The following is a 15439-nucleotide window of genomic DNA, read 5'->3' on the forward strand; positions in this document are numbered from 1 at the left end:
GCGCCTGCGCCGCGCCCGGCCGCGGTCCGCGGGGTGCCAGCCGGTGCTTACGCAGCCGCCGCGGGCGGGAGCACCCGGTAGTCGACCAGCAGGTAGCCACTCGGCGAGGTGGTGCCACGGAGCACCTCGAGCTGCATGGCCGACAGGTCGGTGAGCAGGCGCTTGCCGGCTGCGGCGACAGTCGGGGCGATCACGAGCCTCAACTCGTCGAGGAGACCGGCGCCGAGGAGCGTCCGGGCGACCGAAATGCTCCCGTGCACGCCGATCTCGCCGCCCGGCTGGGACTTGAGGTGCCGCACGAGCTCCACCACGTTGCCCTCGATCACCTGCGACTCGGCCCAGGCGGGTTCGAGGGGCGTGGAGGTCGCGACGTACTTCGGCACGGCGTTGATGAAGGACGCGAAGGGCTCGATGTCGCTGCCCGGCCAGAACGTCACCCACTCGTCGTAGGTGCGGCGACCCAGGATCACGGTGTCCTGGTTGGCGATGAGGGCCGCGCCGCTGGCATCCACCTCATCGTCCCAGGCGGTGATGAACTGGTCAGGCGCTTCCGCCACCCCGTCGAGCGAGAGGAAGTAGCCCCCGACCACCTTGCGGGTGGGCGGCTCGGACTGGCCTTCGCTGCGGTCGTAGTCGGTCTGGGACATGGAGGCTCCTTCGGCGAAGTGCGAGTCGTGTTGCTCGTCACCAGTACGTCGATCAGGGCGGGCCGCGATCGACACCCTGCGAGACCGAGTTCAGCGGCTGGGCCGGGTTCGACGGTCGCGACAGCCCCCGCTCCCGGAACGACCAGGGTCAGCCGACCGGATCGCGGTGACGTCGGGGGCCTCTGGCCAGGTCGGCCTTCACTCGCCGGCTTCGACGAAGCGCAACCATCTCCTCACCGGGCTGTGGTCAGACCTGCCGACCGCAGGGCCGGTCCCGGGTGTCGGAAGGCCCCTCGCACGCGCTGACCGCTGCGGCCGCGACCTGCCGCACGCGCTCGGGCCAGGCGTGCCGCTCGCTGGACCATCACGAACCCGAACGTTCGACGGTGACAGGTGGCGACGGGGCGACCGACGTCGGAGCCTTGCCAGAGCGCCGGGTGACAAGGACACCGACGACGCAGAGGACTCCCCCGACGACGGACAGCAGGACCGGCACCTCGCCCAGCACAAGCCACGACAGCGCGATGGCGACGGCGGGGACGCTCAGGGTCGTGGCCGAGAGCTTTCCGGCACCGGACCGGGACAGGGCGTACGCCCAGGTGGTGAAGGCGACGGCGGTGGGTCCGACACCGAGGAAGACGACGGCGACCAGGTCCCGCCACGACGCTGACGTCGCTTGCGTCCAGGCCTGGTGGGCGAAGGGTGACGTCGCGAGGGCGCCGACGAGACAACCCAGCCAGGTGGCCGTCAAGGCGTCGACGCGGGGCAGCGCCAGCTTCTGGACGAGTACGCCGCCGGCGTAGAGCACGGCTGCGAGCAACCCAAGGGCGACACCAGTCCGGTCGGTGACACCAGGCCTGTGGCTGCCGACGGCGATCAGAGCGACCCCGGACAGCGCGACCACCAGTCCGAGAGCCAAGGGCCTCGAGAAGCCCTCGCCGAGCGCGAGCCCCGCGACGACGGCGACGATCAGCGGCGCGAGCTGCACCAGCATCGATGCCGTCCCGGCGTCCAGGTGCCGCTCGGCCCAGTTGAGGACGACGGCGTACCCCGCGAACCACAGCAGGCCGTACGCGACCACGAGCGCCAGGGTCCGACCGGCGGGTGGCTGTTGGCGATGCCGCACGAGGACGAGGACGGTGAGGACCACCGAACCGACGAGCAGCCGGCCGAACGCCAGCGCACCGGGACCGAACGACTGGCCGACCCACCGGATCACGACGAACGCGGAGGCCCACAGGAGCAGGGACACCGCGGTGGCCAACGCGACCAGGTGCTCGGGGGAAATTCGTGCTCTGCGGGCTACACCTCCGTCTTCCACGGCCACACCATCGCTCGACTCACTGCTAAGCACAAGCGCACAGTTCTGGTCGATCGTTAAGCAGTCCTGTATCGTGACGCGGGTGCTCGACCTACGATCACTTCGGGTGCTCCGCGCCGTCATCGCCGAAGGCACCATGCACGGTGCTGCCGCCGCCCTCGGCTACACCCCGTCCGCCATCAGCCAGCAGGTGAGCGCCCTGCAGAGGGCGACCGGCCTGGCGCTGACGGAGCGCGACGGGCGTCGGGTCGTCCCGACCGCCGCCGCCCGGCAGCTCGCCGAGGAGGCTGGGCGCGTCTTCGATGCCTTGACGGGGCTCGACCTGCTGGTCGCCGACCTGCGCGCTGGACGCGACGGCACCCTGACCGTCGGCTACTTCGCGTCCGCCGGGTCGACCTGGGTCCCTCCGGTCTTCGCCATGGTGACGAGGGAGTACCCGCGGCTGCGCCTCGACCTCCGTCTCGTCGAGGGCGGCAACACCTACCAGCCGGACATCGAGATCTTCGTCGAAGGCGTCTCGCAGAGCACGACACCCGAGTTCCGGGAACGCCACCTCATCGAGGAGCCCTACTACGTGGTGATCCGCCGCGACAGCGACCTCGCTGTCCACGACCGCATCCCGCTGAGCCTGCTGGCCGACGAGGCGTGGATCGACAACGACGTCGCCCACGGCCCCTGTCGCCAGGTCGTCCTCAAGGCCTGCGCCGCTGCCGGATTCACCCCGACGTTCCGGGTGGAGACGCACGACTACGCCAGTGCCGTCCAGTTCGTCGCCGAGGACCTCGGGATCACCGTGCTGCCACGACTCGGCGCACAGGGCTTGCCCCAGACGACCCGGGCGATCCCCATCACCGACCCGACTCCCACCAGGAGGATCGGCGTGCGGGTCCGCAAGACGGTCGCACGCAACCCGGCAGCGGTCCGGCTGGTCGAGCTGCTCGAGGAGCAGGCCGGCGTGCTGAGCGACGTCGAGCGAACAGGCTGACGCAACCCCTCCACCTGAGCTGACGGCACCAGGCGCAGGCCGCGATCGCCGCGTGCGCGAAGGCGGCTCGCGGCGAGGTCAGGGACTGGGTCCACGTGGCGGCTCTGCCCGAGTGCTCGAGCGGCTCGCGCCCGATGTACGAGGAGGCGGCCCGCCAGACCACGAGCCGGCGGAGCAGCGCTACCTGCAGACGCAGGCCGCGCGCCTCGACCACCCGGAGCCTGGCCGTGGCCACAGCCTCGCGCGCGGCACCCGCAGGCGAGCCCACCTCCGCAGGTCGCCCCTGCGACTACGTCGGACGTCCGCACGCTACTAGCCCGGTTCGGCTCGCCCGCCCACCCGCTCGAAGCACAGCAACGCCGCAGCTCCGGTGCGCTCGACCGAGGTCAGCCGGAGGTCCGCGGAGCAGCGCGCGCCCTCGAAGAGGCGGCCTCCGGCGCCGACCACGGTCGGGAAGACTAGGAGGCGGTACTCGTCGACCAGGTCGTGCTCCATCAGCTGCCGGGCGATGGAGGTGGACCCGACGACGACGACCTCACGTTCCTGGCGCAGCCGCTGCACCTCGGCGACCAGGTCACCCGCGACAAGGACCGAGCCGCCCCAGGCGCTCACGTCGGTGAGGGTCCGCGAGACCACCCACTTGGTCGCGGCGTTCATCCGCGAGGAGAACTCGTCGGTGCGGCCCGGCCAGATCATGGAGAACAGCTGCCAGGTCCCGCGGCCGAGCAGGAGCCCTGCCTCCTCCAGGCGGGCGCCCAGCCTGAACTTGTCCCCGGCCACGGACTCCGGCCCGAAGCGGAACGCCCAGCCACCGTGCGGACTCCCTCCGGTCCCGTCGGGGTCCTCCACGACTCCGTCGAGGGTGATGAATTCGATGACGCTTATGGTGTGCACACCCGTACATACCGGGGGCCAGCGCCCGACTGATCGCCGACGAAGCCGAGGACGTTCGTGAGCCTTCCCGGCGAGGACGACTTCGACGCGGCGGCGGACAGCTTCCGTCGTGAGCTCCTCGTCCACTGCTACCGGATGCTGGGATCGTTCGACGAGGCCGAGGACCTGGTCCAGGAGACGATGCTGCGCGCCTGGCGCGCCCGCGAGCGCTTCGACCCTGCGCGCGCCTCGCTGCGCACCTGGCTCTACCGCATCGCCACCAACGCCTGCCTGACCGCCCTCGAAGGGCGTGCCCGGCGGGCGCTGCCGTCCCAGCTGTACGCCGCGAGCGAGGATCCCGAGACGCCGCTGGTCCCCGACCTCGAGGTCCCCTGGCTGCAACCGCTGCCCGCGCGGCACCTGCTCGGCAGCAGCGCTGACCCGCAGGAGCGCTCGGCCGAGCTCAACGGCGTACGGCTCGCGCTGGTCGCGGCCCTGCAGGTGCTGCCTCCACGCCAGCGGGCGGTGCTCGTGCTGCGCGACGTGCTGCAGTTCAGCGCCGTCGAGGTGGCGCACCAGCTGAGCAGCACGGTGGCGGGTGTGAACAGTGCGCTGCAGCGGGCGCGCGCGACGATCGCCCACCTCCGCCCCGAGCCGGAGATGGTGGTCGAACCGGACGACCCGACCGAACGGAGCGTCGTGCAGCGCTACGTCGAGGCGTTCGAGGCTGCCGACGTCGCGGCCCTCGTCGCGCTGCTCTCCGCCGACGTCGAGCTCGAGATGCCCCCCGTGCCGCTCTGGTACCGAGGACGCGCGGACTACGGCCGGTTCATGAACCGGGTGTTCGCCATGCGGGGCGACGGCTGGCGCATGGTGGCGACGTCGGCCAACGGCCAGCCCGCGCTCGCCGCGTACTGCCCGGACGGCGGGGACCGGCTGGCGCTGCACACGCTGCAGGTGCTGACCGTGACCAGGTACGAGGTGTCCCGCAACGTCGTGTTTGCGGACCCCACCATGCTCGAGGCCTTCGGCCTGGCTCCCGTCCTCGTCCGCTGAGGACGTCGAGCGAGGCGTGTCCTCGGACGATCAGCATGCCGGAGGCGACGGCGCGAGCTCCTTGCGCATGACCCAGCGCGGCCGGCCACCACTGCGGCCGGTCGTGGGTGCAGCGCGGACGAAGCCCGCGCGCTCGAACAGCCCGACGGTGCCCACGTAGCCCGAGATCATGTCGACCCGGCCTCCGTCGAGCTCCACGGGTACCCCTCGACGACCTCCGCGCCACAGGTAGCCGCGTGGTCGACGGCACCGGCCAGCAGCACGTGCATCAGGCCGTGCTTGCGGTATCCCGCGCGGACGACGAAGCACACGGCGGCCCAGGCGTCCCGCTCGTCCAGGACCGGGATGGTGCGGGAGCCGAGCAGCCGGCGGTAACGCGACCGCGGCGCGATCGAGCACCAGCCCGCGACGACGTCGTCGACGTACACCAGCACGCCGGGCCCCGGCTCCGTCGCGCACTCGGCCCGCATGTGCTCCGGCCGGTCCTCGGTGGCCACCCGGCTGTCCCGGTAGGCCATGCACCAGCAGCCGCGTGCCCCCGGTCGCTGCGTGCCGACCACGGCGGCGAAGTCGTCGAAGCGCCCGAGCGCCGGCCGCACGTCGACCGCCGGCTCGTGGTCCACCGGGAACCGCGGCGACGAGGGCATGCGACGAAGGCTATCCAGCGCGCGTCGCCGGCGGTTCCGGAGTGCGACCGTCTCCTACGCGACGATCGACGAGCCATGGCCGGTCATGAATAGTTAGGCGCGTGCCTAAGCATGATGTCTAGCTCGACGTCGTGCTTCGCGCTTGCGAACCCGACGCGTCGAGCTCTGGCGGAACGGTTGGTGAAGTCCCCAGCCGTCGTGTCCGAGCTCGCGGCGCCGTTCTCGATGGCGCTGCCCACGCTCATGCATCACCTGCACGTCCTCGAGGACGCGGGGGTGATCTCGTCGCAGAACCACGGACGCGGCCGCACCGTGAGCCTTCGGCCGGGCGCCCTCGACGTCCTGCACCTGTGGCTGGGCGAGCGACGAACACCCGCAGCGCACCAGGCCGACCGGCTCGGCATGCACCTCACCCGCACCACCTCGAAGGAGACCTGACGTGACCCGCGTCCGCACCGACCTGTTCGTTTCGCTGGACGGCTACACCTCCACGACCGACAACACCCCCAGCAACCCGATGGGGGTGGACTGGGGGCGCCTCACGAAGGCCCACACCGGGACTCGCACCTTCCGCGAGCGCGTCTTCGGCGACACGAGCGGCGCGGGGACGACCGGCGTCGACGACACCTACGTCGCCTCGTTCTTCGAGGGCGCCGGTGCCGAGATCATGGGCGCGGGCATGTTCGGCCTGCACGCGTTTCCCGACGACCCCGACTGGAAGGGCTGGTGGGGCGACCGACCGCCCTTCGGCACCCCCGTGTACGTGCTCACCCACACCGCGCCCCGACCGCCGATCACGATGGAGGGCGGGACGACGTTCCACTTCCGCACCGGCCCGATCGAGGACGTGCTCGCGGAGGCGACCGAGGCCGCGGGAGGGCTGGACGTGCGTGTCGGCGGGGGCGTGGGCACGGCGCGCGACTTCCTGCGCGCCGGGCTGGTCGACCAGCTGCACCTCACCGTCGCTCCCATCGTCCTCGGCCGAGGAACTCGGCTGTGGGACGACCTGTCCGGCCTCGACCGCACGCACACCGTGACGACGGAAGTGGCCGAGAGCGGCACCATCCACGTCACCTTCACGCGATAGGACCCACGGTTGACGATCGAACGAGGGTTCGCCCGCGCGGAGTTCACCCTCACCCGCGACCACTGGCCGGCGTCGAGCGCAGCTATGACGCCTTCGCCACGGAGGACCAGAGGCTGCGCCGGCGACGACATCGAGCCCGGTGAGTGGGCGTTCGACTTCCGCATCGGCGGGCGTGACGTCGCCGAGGGAACCTTCCACGACGGTCCGGTCTCGCGGTAGGAGGCCACCTGCACCGACATCGTCGAGCACGTCCGCATCGTCACCACGTACGACATGTGGCTCGACGGGGTGCACATGTCGATGTCGTTGTCGTCGCTGGAGCTCGAGCCCGTCGAGAACGTCACACGATTCACGCACACCGAGCACGGGGACCTCGGCCATGACCACCGTGGTGAGGCGGCCGGTGCCGGGTGCGAGGGCGGGGAGAGCGGGAGGAGCGGGAGGAGCGGGAGGAGCGGGAGGAGCGAGCCTTCTCACCACGGCAGGGACGCGATCTGCGCGATGAGACGGTGGTTCCGGATTGCGCGGCAGGACGTACCCAGCCCCAAGGCAGGCACCGCGTACCGACATCTGGCAGCCGACTCGCCACATCGGGCCAGCACCGCGCAGGTGGCTCTAGGCCCGACTGCAGGAGCCGCGCCAGGCTGGGCGCGTGAGCCGTCCCGCCCCCGCGACCCCCTCGATGCACGGACGAAGTCGGCTCGGCCTCTACCGCCTTGGAGCCCGCGAACAGCTGCGGGCACCCCGCAGGCCCCGGCGGGTGCTGCAGCTGGTCGTCGGTCTGCTGGGCTACGGCGCCGCAGTCATGGTGATGGTGCTCTCAGGACTGGGCGCCGCGAGTTGGAGCGTGCTCAGCGAGGGGGTGGCCAAGACGCTGGGTGTGTCGTTCGGCACGGCCACCAACGCCGTCGCCGTCGCCGTCCTGCTGACCTGGATCCCGATGCGCGAGCTTTCCGGCGTCGGCACCGTGCTGAACGTCCTTGTTGTCGGATGGGCAGCCGACCTCACCGCTCTCGTGGTTCCCGTGCCGGCCACCCTCGGCCTGCGGTACGTCTACCTGGTGGTCGCTGTCGTCGCCATCGCCTTCTTCGATGCGCTCTACCTGGGCGCGCAGTTCGGCTCAGGCCCCCGCGACGGCCTCATGACTGGTCTGGTCCGGCTCACCAGACTGCCCGTCGCCGTCGTGCGGACCGCCATCGAGGTCTGCGTGGCGACGCTGGGCTGGGTGCTCGGCGGACAGGTCGGCGTTGGGACCGTGCTGCTGGCCCTGGTGATGGGCCCGCTGGTGAGCGTCTTCCTCCCCCGCCTGGCCGTCCGTCTTCCGGACCATGCTCCTCCTGCACGCCGTCCGCAGTGACAACGTCCGGAGGAGCGACGTTGCTCAACCGGAGAGGTCGCGGCGTTCGGAGGTCCGGCTCGAGCCGCAGGCGTCGGCGATCGAGGGTGCAGGTGAGCGGCGTCGCCGGCGACAACCAGCCCGCCGCGGAGGACTAGCGCCTCTACGACGACTGCGTCGTTCTGGTCGCGACAGTGCAGGACCACCAGATCGACCCGCGCGTACACCCCGATCAGCGTGGGACGCAGGTCTGGGCTGTCCTCGAGCGCGAGCGACGAACCACGGCGAAGCGCCGCCTCGCCGCGCGCCACGCCGCCCGTCACTGGCACGGCGGACATGGCGGACGGCGAGGTGAAGACGCAGCCCGCCGCGAACGAGCGCCAGGAAGCCTCCACGTCGCCCGCGTTCACGCGTCGACCGACGCGACGGGCCAGCTACCGAGCGCCGCCCGCGTCAGAGCTGTCACCACCCAGATGACGGAGGCAGGTTCACGACCGGTGCGCCTGCCGCGGGTTGGCTGAGGGACGGGGGCGGGGACCGGGGTTCAAGCACCGGTCCCCACCGGGTAGGACCCGCGCCCAGCCCGCGACAGCAGCGGAGGCGGACGGTTCCCGCCAACCGCCGCACGATGAGGATGCGCAGCGGCCTGGCACGCATCGAGCCTGCCGCCGTGCGGTGGCGCCAGGTAGGGCCAGTCCGCTCTCGCTGGCCCGATTCGGCGCGAGACGAGTCGGCTTGCTGCGGGCTTTGGATATCGTGAGATGGACCAGGCACGACGGACCTCCGCAAGCAGGCAGACATGGCCACCCGTTGGTTGTCCGGACAGGACCTGCACGGGCTGCTCGGGACCCTGCCCCTCCAGTTCCCTGCCTACCAGGACCTCGCGGACCGGATCCGGTACCTGGTGGTCGACGGGCGTCTGGTTCACGATGTGCGCCTGCCGAGCGAGCGCGAGCTGGCGTCGACGCTCGGCATCAGCCGGGCGACCGTGGCCGGTGCCTACGCCCGCCTGGCGGACCTGGGCTTCCTCGTCCCTCGACGGGGCGCAGGGAACTTTGTGCGGGCGGGCCCAACCACCAGAGGCAACGGCCTGGTCGGGCCGTACCCCGACTTCACGGACCTGGTGAACCTCGCCTTCGCGAGCCCGCCCGCGCCAGCAGGTCTCGACGAGGTCTACCGCTCGGCGTTGGACGAGCTTCCCGCCGTCCTGGGCGGTCACGGCTACGGGCCCCAGGGCCTGGTGTCCCTGCGTGAGCAGGTTGCCGCCTGGTACGGCGAGCGGGGGCTGCCCACCGCGCCCGACCAGATCGTGGTCACCAACGGCGCCCAGTCAGCGCTGAACGTCGTCGCGGGGACCTTGCTCAGAACCGGCGACCGGGTACTGGTCGAGGCACCCAGCTATCCGAACGCGCTCGACGCCCTGCGCCGTAGCGGCGCCCGCCTCGTGGCCTACCCGCTGCCGGAGGACGGCTGGCAGGTCAGCGGCTACGCCACGACCGTGCGCCAGACCGCTCCCCGCCTGGCCCACCTCATCCCCGAGTTCCACAACCCCACCGGTCACTGGCTCGACGAGGAGGCGCGACCCGAGCTCGCCGCCGCCCTGCGCCGCACACGGACCACGGCAGTCGTGGACGAGACCCTGGTCGAGCTGCGCCTCGACGGGCAGCACCCTCGAAGACCTCTCGCCGCATGGCTGCCCGACGCGCTGACGCTCGGGTCAGCGAGTAAGGCGTTCTGGGGCGGGCTGCGCATCGGCTGGATCCGTGCGCCTCGCGTCCTTATTCGCTCCCTGGTCCAGACACGTGCCTTGCTCGACCTCGGCTCTCCGGCGCTCGAGCAGCTCGTCGTCGCCCGCCTCCTCGCAGGATCCGGGGTAGACGTGGAGGAGCAGCGCAGCCGGGCGCGGATGCAGCGGGACCACCTCGTCGGCCTGCTGACGCGACGGCTCCCTGACTGGCGCGTCCCGACGCCGGGCGGAGGTTTCACGCTCTGGGTCGGGCTTCCCGGTGAGACTTCCAGCCGACTCGCGGCCGCCGCTGAACGTCACGACCTGCTGCTGAGCGCAGGACCGCGGTTCTTCCCCGACGGCGGCGGCGAACGGCACCTGCGTCTGCCCTTCACAGCCCCCCGGCAGCACCTGGAGGAGGCCGTGGAGCGCCTTGCACGCGCCTGGGCCGACGTCGGCGTCAGCAGCCCGAGGCCGGGCACTAGGCGACCGTGGGACCTGAGCGTCTGAGCTGGGTCCGGATCAATGGAGGGCCACCGCCCAGCCGTCGCCGGCGGCGCCGCGCAGGTTGACCCTCCCCGCGGCTGCGGTGCCCACCCGTCGGTCGACGCCCGGACCGCACGTCGTCCCGCCACGCTGGAGGAGTTGGTGGGCCATCTCTGGCGCGACCCCAAGGGCCACGCACCCGGGCCAGTTGCTCGCGCGAACCTCGACGCGCTTGAGGTCTGAGCGACTGCTACCGATACATCGCTAGCCGGGGTGGGCCCCTATGTCAATGGCGTCCTTGGGTCTGGGTAGCGGTCTGGTGCTGGCGATATCGTCGTGGGCGGTGGGTGCGGTTATCGCTTCAGCGAAGAGCAGGGTCGAGGCTGGAAGCCCTGCCACGCCGCTTGCCCATGGGCCGTTTGTCGTGCCTCTCTGCGTCTCCGCATCCACCGCCTGACCCTTACGCGGCGGCGGCCTCGGTCTGGTCGGCGTGGGCCTGGTCGGCGCGCAGGGTGCGGTAGATCAGGTCGGAGAGTCGTCGTTTCAGGCAGCGCAACGCTTCTCGGCTGGTCTTTCCCTCGGCTCGTTTGCGCTGGTAGTAGGCGCGGCCCTCGGTGTCACCGCGGAGCTGGGTGATCGCCATGACGTAGAGGACGCGGTTCAGCTGGCGGTCCCCGCACCGGTTGAGCCGGTGCCTTACGGTGCGGCCGGAGGAGGCGGGGATCGGGGCGGTGCCGTTGGCGGTGGCGAAGTGGTGCCGGGTCGGGTAGCGGCGTGCGTCGCCGACCCGGCCCAAGATGGTGGCCGCGACGAGCGGACCCACGCCGTAGATCTGGGTCAGGCTGCTGCCCGACGCAGCAACCAGTGCGTCGATCTGGGTCTTCAGCTCCTCGATCTGGTCGTTCAGCTCGACCATCCGCCGCAGCCGGCCGCGGGTGATGGTGGCGCGGACGCTGGTGTCGTCGCCCAGCAGCGCCTCGGCGGCGCGTAGGTCCGTGCGGGTGGTCAGGTGCTGCAGGCGGTCCTGGTAGCCCGGGTGCAGCCAGAGCAGGTCGACGTGGACCCGGTTCGCGGTCGCGGTCCGTTCGGCGACGAGCTGGTCGCGGTAGTCGGTCAAGATGCGCAGGTCCGCTGCGACCCCGCTCATCGCCCGCACCGCAGGCAGGCTGTCCTCGCGGGCGGTGATCCGGGCGATCGCGACCGCGTCACCCGGGTCGGTCTTGCCCTGCCCGGGCCGGGAGGAACGTTCCCTCGCCGTCAACGCCGGTGGCACCTCGACGACTGCGACGCCGTGCTCGAGCAGCCACAACGCAGCCGGCCAGCCGTAGCCGCCCGAACCCTCGATCCCGACCCGCTCCACTCGATGAGCACTCACCAGGTCGAGGAGCCGGGCGAAGCCGTCCTCGCGGTTGGCTACCTGGACCCGGTCGAGGACTCGACCAGTCGAGTCGATCACCGCCGCCGCGAGCGTGTCCTTGTGGCTGTCGACCCCAGCGAACACCGTCGTTCCCCGTCCCTCGTGCTTTGTCCGCAGCCCGGCGAGCGCAGGCATCTCGAGAAACACCCAAAGGGCGTGTCCCACGCCCCTATCGAGCGTCAGCGCCGAGACCGACCACCGTCGGAGGGCGCCCACTGTTGAAAGCCACGGACCAGCCGGGCAGCAAGAGGTCGAGCCACCCCGACGGCAGCGCGGACCCCGACCACGCCGGGGCACCAGCCATCCTCGACCGAGATGCAAGAGGTGTGTGAACTTGTTGTGACGGGTTTGATCGTCCGGCCTCAGCGACCCGCCTGTGGAGTCGAGGTGATGTCATGGGGCGCAAGCGCGGGAGCCGATCAGGGCTGGAGCGAGAACGCATCAGACGGCGGCTCCTGACAGAGCGAGCTCGGGGGGTCGAGCGGCGGCAAGGCGCGGTTGACGGCAGCGCAGACGTTCCGTCCGCTCCCCCTAGCGACGACGACCGAGCGAGTCCAGGGCTGTCGGCGTGGCCGAGCGTCTTGCGGAGTCGTCGAGCGACGCTGGCGCTGGTCTGTGAGTGGTGCGGCGCGGAGATCCCGCTCAGGTCACGTGGTCCGCTACCGCGCTGGTGCTCGCCGACCTGCCGCCACCGCGACTGGGAACGCACCCGGGCACTCCGAGCGCTCCGCGACGGGAATCCGATGCCCGGCCGGCCGTTCTTCGACGTCCCCACCGACACGTCCGGCTGGCTCGACCTGCTCCGCGCTTTGTCGGTCGAACTCGCTCATGTGCAACTTGATCGGACCGTAGTTGCCGGCGCTCTCGAGGAGATGCGCGACGAGCTCGTCGACAGCCACACCCCAGCCCAGATTCGCGTGACCGGAACGCCGTAGGCAGGGGAACGTCGAGCCGCTAGCACCTGCCTCTCGTCGCTGGGAGGACTGTCAGCCCCGGGACCTACTCTTGAGAACGCACCTCCCGCTAGCGCGCTCCCACACTTCTGGTCGTTTCGCGACCGCGTGACGTCTCTTCTGCGCTTCTGGTGATCGACAGGCCATCAGCCTGGCCGCACGTCCGTCAGCGACCTGCGTCGAGACCAGCCATGAAGGAGCACCAAGCCATGGGGGAACAAGCAGAGGGAACGTCACCCGCCGACTGCGGAGCCAATCCGCAGCCGAGCGAGAGCGTCGCGCGAGCGCGGTACCTGTCCGCGGAAGAGGCCGCCACCTACCTCAACGTGTCGGTGCGCTTCATCCGCCGCGCGGCTTCGGAGCGCCGGCTGCGGCACGTGAGAGTGGGCAAGTTCGTCCGGTTCCACCCCGACGACCTCGACGCGTTCGCCACGGTCCGGGAGCCGGCTCCCGGACCCGACGAGGCCGTCGTGTCCGAGGTCTGGCGACGCGGACGGGCGGTGGCGCCGTGACGGCACGTCGGTTGTTCGGGTCGCTGAGGCAGCGCGAGTCAGGGCGCTGGCAGATCCGTTACCGCACGAAGGACGGGGGGCGGGTGGCGTGGCCCGAGACCTACGCCCGACGCGCCGACGCCGCCAGGGTCCTGGCCGAGCTCGAGCGGCAGGCCCAGGTCGGCGGGAAGTGGCTCGACGGCAGCAAGGTCCTCTTCGGGACGTACGCCGAGGAGTGGCTGCTCGACAACCCGCGGCTGCGCCCGCGGACCGCCGACGTCTACCGGTCGCTCTACCGCCGCCACCTCGCCCCGCGCCTGGCGGGCGTACCCCTCGGTCAGCTGGACACCGCCGTCGTCCGGCAGTGGCGCAGCGCCGCGCTCAAGGGGGGTACGTCATCGACGATGGTGGCCAAGGCCTACCGGTTGCTGCGCGCGATCCTCAACAGCGCCATGACCGAGGACGAGCTCATCACCGTCAACCCGTGCAGGATCCGCGGGGCGGGGGAGGAACGTTCCCCCGAGCGTCCGGTCCTGTCGCTGGAGCAGCTCGAGGCGCTCGCCGGCCTGGTGCCCGACCGGTGGCGGGCGTTCGTCCTGCTGAAGACCTTCGCGTCGCTGCGCTGGGGTGAGATCACCGCACTCACCCGCGCCGACCTCGACCTCGAGCAGCGGACTGTCCGGGTGCGTCGCCAGTTCCTCCAGGTGCCCGGAGGCTTGCAGGTCGGTCCGCCGAAGTCACGAGCCGGGTTGCGCACCGTGTCGTTCCCCGCGGCGATCCTCCCCGAGCTCCGTCGCCACCTGGACGCCTACTCCTCCCCCGGTGCCGACGGGCTCATCTTCCCCACCGAGCACGGGCAGCCGTGGCGCCGCAGCAACTTCAACACCGCCGCCCGGTGGCGCGAGGCGTGCGCGGAGGTCGGCGTTCCCCAGCTCCACCTGCACGACCTGCGCCACACCGGCAACACCTTCGCGGCCCAGTCGGGGGCGAGCCTGCGCGACCTGATGGCGCGGATGGGTCACGACTCCCCCGCGGCCGCCCTGATCTACCAGCACAGCAGCCAGGTGGCCGATCGAGCCATCGCCGAGGCGCTCGACCGGCGTGTCGAGACCCACCGGCGCCGTGTTCAGGACCGGTCTCAGAGGTCGGATTCGCCGAAGGCTGATGCTGCGCTGGGGCCCGTGGGGGGCCCGCGGAGGCGGGAAGATACTGATCTGGGCCCTAAAAAGGACCTCGAGACTGCCCTGACTAGGGCAGACGGTCTGGAGCGGACGACGGGAATCGAACCCGCATATTCAGCTTGGGAAGCTGATGTTCTGCCATTGAACTACGTCCGCAGGCCGCCGGTTCGAGCGTGAGCCCTTCGAGGGGCGGCAGCGCAGAAGTCTAGCGGAACCTGGCCGGGGTCCCGCCCGCCGGCGTACGGGGTGGTCCCCGACGCGACCCTGAAGCCGCGTCATACCCCTCGCCAAGCACCTCGGCGCCGTCCTAGCGTGCACGTGTGACCACCTGGACCCCGATGAACGTCCCGGCCGTCGAGCCGGGCCGTACGCAGGACCACGACGCGCCCGGCGCGTCCTCCTCCCCCACGTCGGCCGCCCCGGGGTCCGAGCCGAGCCGCACCGAGCCGAACCGCACCGAGCCGAACCGCACCGAGCCGACGGGGGTCGGTCCGGCCGCCGGCGGGTCCCTCCGGGCGTCCGACTCCGACCGCGATCAGGTCGCCGTCCTGCTCGACGCCGCGTACGCGGAGGGCCGGCTGACCCACGAGGAGCACGACGAGCGGCTGGAGCGGGTGCTGGTCGCGCGCACGTTCGACGACCTCATCCCCCTGACCGCCGACCTCGTGCCCCTCGACCCGACCCCGGCCACCGTCTCCTCGACCGCGTCGACGTTCGTCGTCGGCAACGGCAGCCACACCGAGGTCGACCGGATGGTCGCGGTGTTCGGCGGCGTGGAGCGCAAGGGCCGCTGGCGGGTGCGGGCCAGGAGCCAGGTGATGGCGATCTTCGGCGGGGTCGACCTCGACCTGCGCGAGGCGGACTTCGACGCCCCCGTCGTGGAGCTGAACGTCTCGACCTGCTTCGGCGGGGTCGACATCAAGGTCCCGGCCGGCATCAACGTCCGCAACGAGACGGTGAACATCTTCGGCGGCACCGACGTCAAGAACCTCGGCGAGCCGATCGAGGGCGCGCCGACGCTGGTGATCAAGGGGACGGTCTTCTTCGGCGGCGTCGACGTCAAGGGCCCGCGTCCCAAGCGCTGGGGCCGCGGCACCGCCCGTCCCGGGCTCGCGGCGCTCGACCCGCGGCCGCACACTCTGCACCAGCGCCTGCACGACCGGATCGAGCGGTCCGGCCGCTGACCGGGCCGGGGCGCCCGTCCGACGGCGCCCCGGGACCGGTCGCTGCGTA

At 71.4% G+C, this 15439-nt stretch carries 15 protein-coding genes, 1 tRNA gene and 1 pseudogene; 10 read left to right on the forward strand and 7 right to left on the reverse strand.

What is annotated here, in order from left to right:
* Nucleotides 1-47: 47 nt before the first annotated feature.
* Nucleotides 48-647 (reverse strand): dihydrofolate reductase family protein, encoded by a 600-nt coding sequence (locus tag BMY04_RS17580; protein ID WP_091184153.1) that lies wholly within the window; start codon nt 645-647, stop codon nt 48-50.
* A 364-nt stretch (nt 648-1011) separates the two neighbouring features.
* Entirely contained in the window at nt 1012-1899 is an 888-nt protein-coding gene (locus BMY04_RS17585) for a DMT family transporter (RefSeq protein ID WP_232506474.1), read from the reverse strand.
* A 4-nt stretch (nt 1900-1903) separates the two neighbouring features.
* Here BMY04_RS17585 and BMY04_RS17590 point away from each other — a divergent pair, with 4 nt between their 5' ends.
* On the forward strand, nt 1904-2953 hold the full coding sequence (locus BMY04_RS17590) for a LysR family transcriptional regulator (RefSeq protein ID WP_232506475.1): 1050 nt from the start codon (nt 1904-1906) through the stop codon (nt 2951-2953).
* 312 nt (nt 2954-3265) lie between these two features.
* Here the strand turns inward: BMY04_RS17590 and BMY04_RS17595 are convergent, their stop codons facing one another.
* Nucleotides 3266-3847, reverse strand: a complete 582-nt coding sequence (locus BMY04_RS17595; protein WP_091184156.1) for a dihydrofolate reductase family protein — start codon at nt 3845-3847, stop codon at nt 3266-3268.
* A gap of 57 nt (nt 3848-3904) precedes the next feature.
* Here BMY04_RS17595 and BMY04_RS17600 point away from each other — a divergent pair, with 57 nt between their 5' ends.
* On the forward strand, nt 3905-4882 hold the full coding sequence (locus BMY04_RS17600; RefSeq protein ID WP_091184159.1) for an RNA polymerase subunit sigma-70: 978 nt from the start codon (nt 3905-3907) through the stop codon (nt 4880-4882).
* 30 nt (nt 4883-4912) lie between these two features.
* Here BMY04_RS17600 and BMY04_RS23140 read toward each other — a convergent pair whose 3' ends face one another.
* Nucleotides 4913-5080 (reverse strand): hypothetical protein, encoded by a 168-nt coding sequence (locus BMY04_RS23140; protein WP_198410241.1) that lies wholly within the window; start codon nt 5078-5080, stop codon nt 4913-4915.
* Nucleotides 5050-5529, reverse strand: a complete 480-nt coding sequence (locus BMY04_RS17605) for a GNAT family N-acetyltransferase (protein ID WP_198410242.1) — start codon at nt 5527-5529, stop codon at nt 5050-5052. Before BMY04_RS17605 ends, BMY04_RS23140 begins: the two co-directional genes overlap by 31 nt.
* Before the next feature lie 114 nt (nt 5530-5643).
* On the opposite strand from BMY04_RS17605, the gene BMY04_RS17610 reads away from it, so the two are divergent.
* The 4 genes from BMY04_RS17610 to yczR all read left to right on the forward strand — a co-directional run bounded on the left by BMY04_RS17610 (nt 5644) and on the right by yczR (nt 10188).
* Nucleotides 5644-5967 (forward strand): ArsR/SmtB family transcription factor, encoded by a 324-nt coding sequence (locus BMY04_RS17610; RefSeq protein ID WP_408630467.1) that lies wholly within the window; start codon nt 5644-5646, stop codon nt 5965-5967.
* Nucleotide 5968: 1 nt separating this feature from the next.
* The gene (locus BMY04_RS17615) at nt 5969-6616 is read left to right on the forward strand and encodes a dihydrofolate reductase family protein (protein ID WP_091184163.1); all 648 of its coding nucleotides are present in this window, start codon (nt 5969-5971) and stop codon (nt 6614-6616) included.
* Nucleotides 6617-7376: 760 nt separating this feature from the next.
* Nucleotides 7377-7973, forward strand: coding sequence for a membrane protein YczE (gene yczE / locus BMY04_RS17625; RefSeq protein WP_198410244.1), 597 nt, complete (start codon nt 7377-7379; stop codon nt 7971-7973).
* 778 nt (nt 7974-8751) lie between these two features.
* Nucleotides 8752-10188 carry a MocR-like transcription factor YczR gene (gene yczR / locus BMY04_RS17630; protein ID WP_091184168.1) on the forward strand — a complete coding sequence of 479 codons (1437 nt, stop codon included), beginning with the start codon at nt 8752-8754 and terminating at the stop codon, nt 10186-10188.
* Nucleotides 10189-10624: 436 nt separating this feature from the next.
* Here yczR and BMY04_RS17635 read toward each other — a convergent pair whose 3' ends face one another.
* Nucleotides 10625-11665 carry an IS110 family RNA-guided transposase gene (locus BMY04_RS17635; RefSeq protein WP_091184172.1) on the reverse strand — a complete coding sequence of 347 codons (1041 nt, stop codon included), beginning with the start codon at nt 11663-11665 and terminating at the stop codon, nt 10625-10627.
* A 659-nt stretch (nt 11666-12324) separates the two neighbouring features.
* On the opposite strand from BMY04_RS17635, the gene BMY04_RS17640 reads away from it, so the two are divergent.
* The 3 genes and pseudogenes from BMY04_RS17640 to BMY04_RS23720 form a co-directional block, all read left to right on the forward strand.
* Nucleotides 12325-12516: a hypothetical protein gene (locus BMY04_RS17640; protein WP_091184175.1), complete on the forward strand. Its 192-nt coding sequence runs from the start codon at nt 12325-12327 to the stop codon at nt 12514-12516.
* Between the two features lie 227 nt (nt 12517-12743).
* Nucleotides 12744-13046 (forward strand): helix-turn-helix domain-containing protein, encoded by a 303-nt coding sequence (locus BMY04_RS23565; RefSeq protein WP_091184409.1) that lies wholly within the window; start codon nt 12744-12746, stop codon nt 13044-13046.
* An 83-nt stretch (nt 13047-13129) separates the two neighbouring features.
* Nucleotides 13130-14074: pseudogene (locus BMY04_RS23720) on the forward strand (tyrosine-type recombinase/integrase); the annotation flags it as partial.
* A 214-nt stretch (nt 14075-14288) separates the two neighbouring features.
* On the opposite strand, the gene BMY04_RS17655 reads toward BMY04_RS23720, so the two are convergent.
* Nucleotides 14289-14362, reverse strand: a tRNA-Gly gene (locus BMY04_RS17655).
* 164 nt (nt 14363-14526) lie between these two features.
* On the opposite strand from BMY04_RS17655, the gene BMY04_RS17660 reads away from it, so the two are divergent.
* Nucleotides 14527-15390 (forward strand): DUF1707 SHOCT-like domain-containing protein, encoded by an 864-nt coding sequence (locus BMY04_RS17660; RefSeq protein ID WP_139209954.1) that lies wholly within the window; start codon nt 14527-14529, stop codon nt 15388-15390.
* Nucleotides 15391-15439 lie beyond the last annotated feature (49 nt).

Origin of the sequence: Microlunatus flavus (assembly GCF_900110855.1) — a bacterium.
Classification (GTDB): domain Bacteria; phylum Actinomycetota; class Actinomycetes; order Propionibacteriales; family Propionibacteriaceae; genus Microlunatus; species Microlunatus flavus.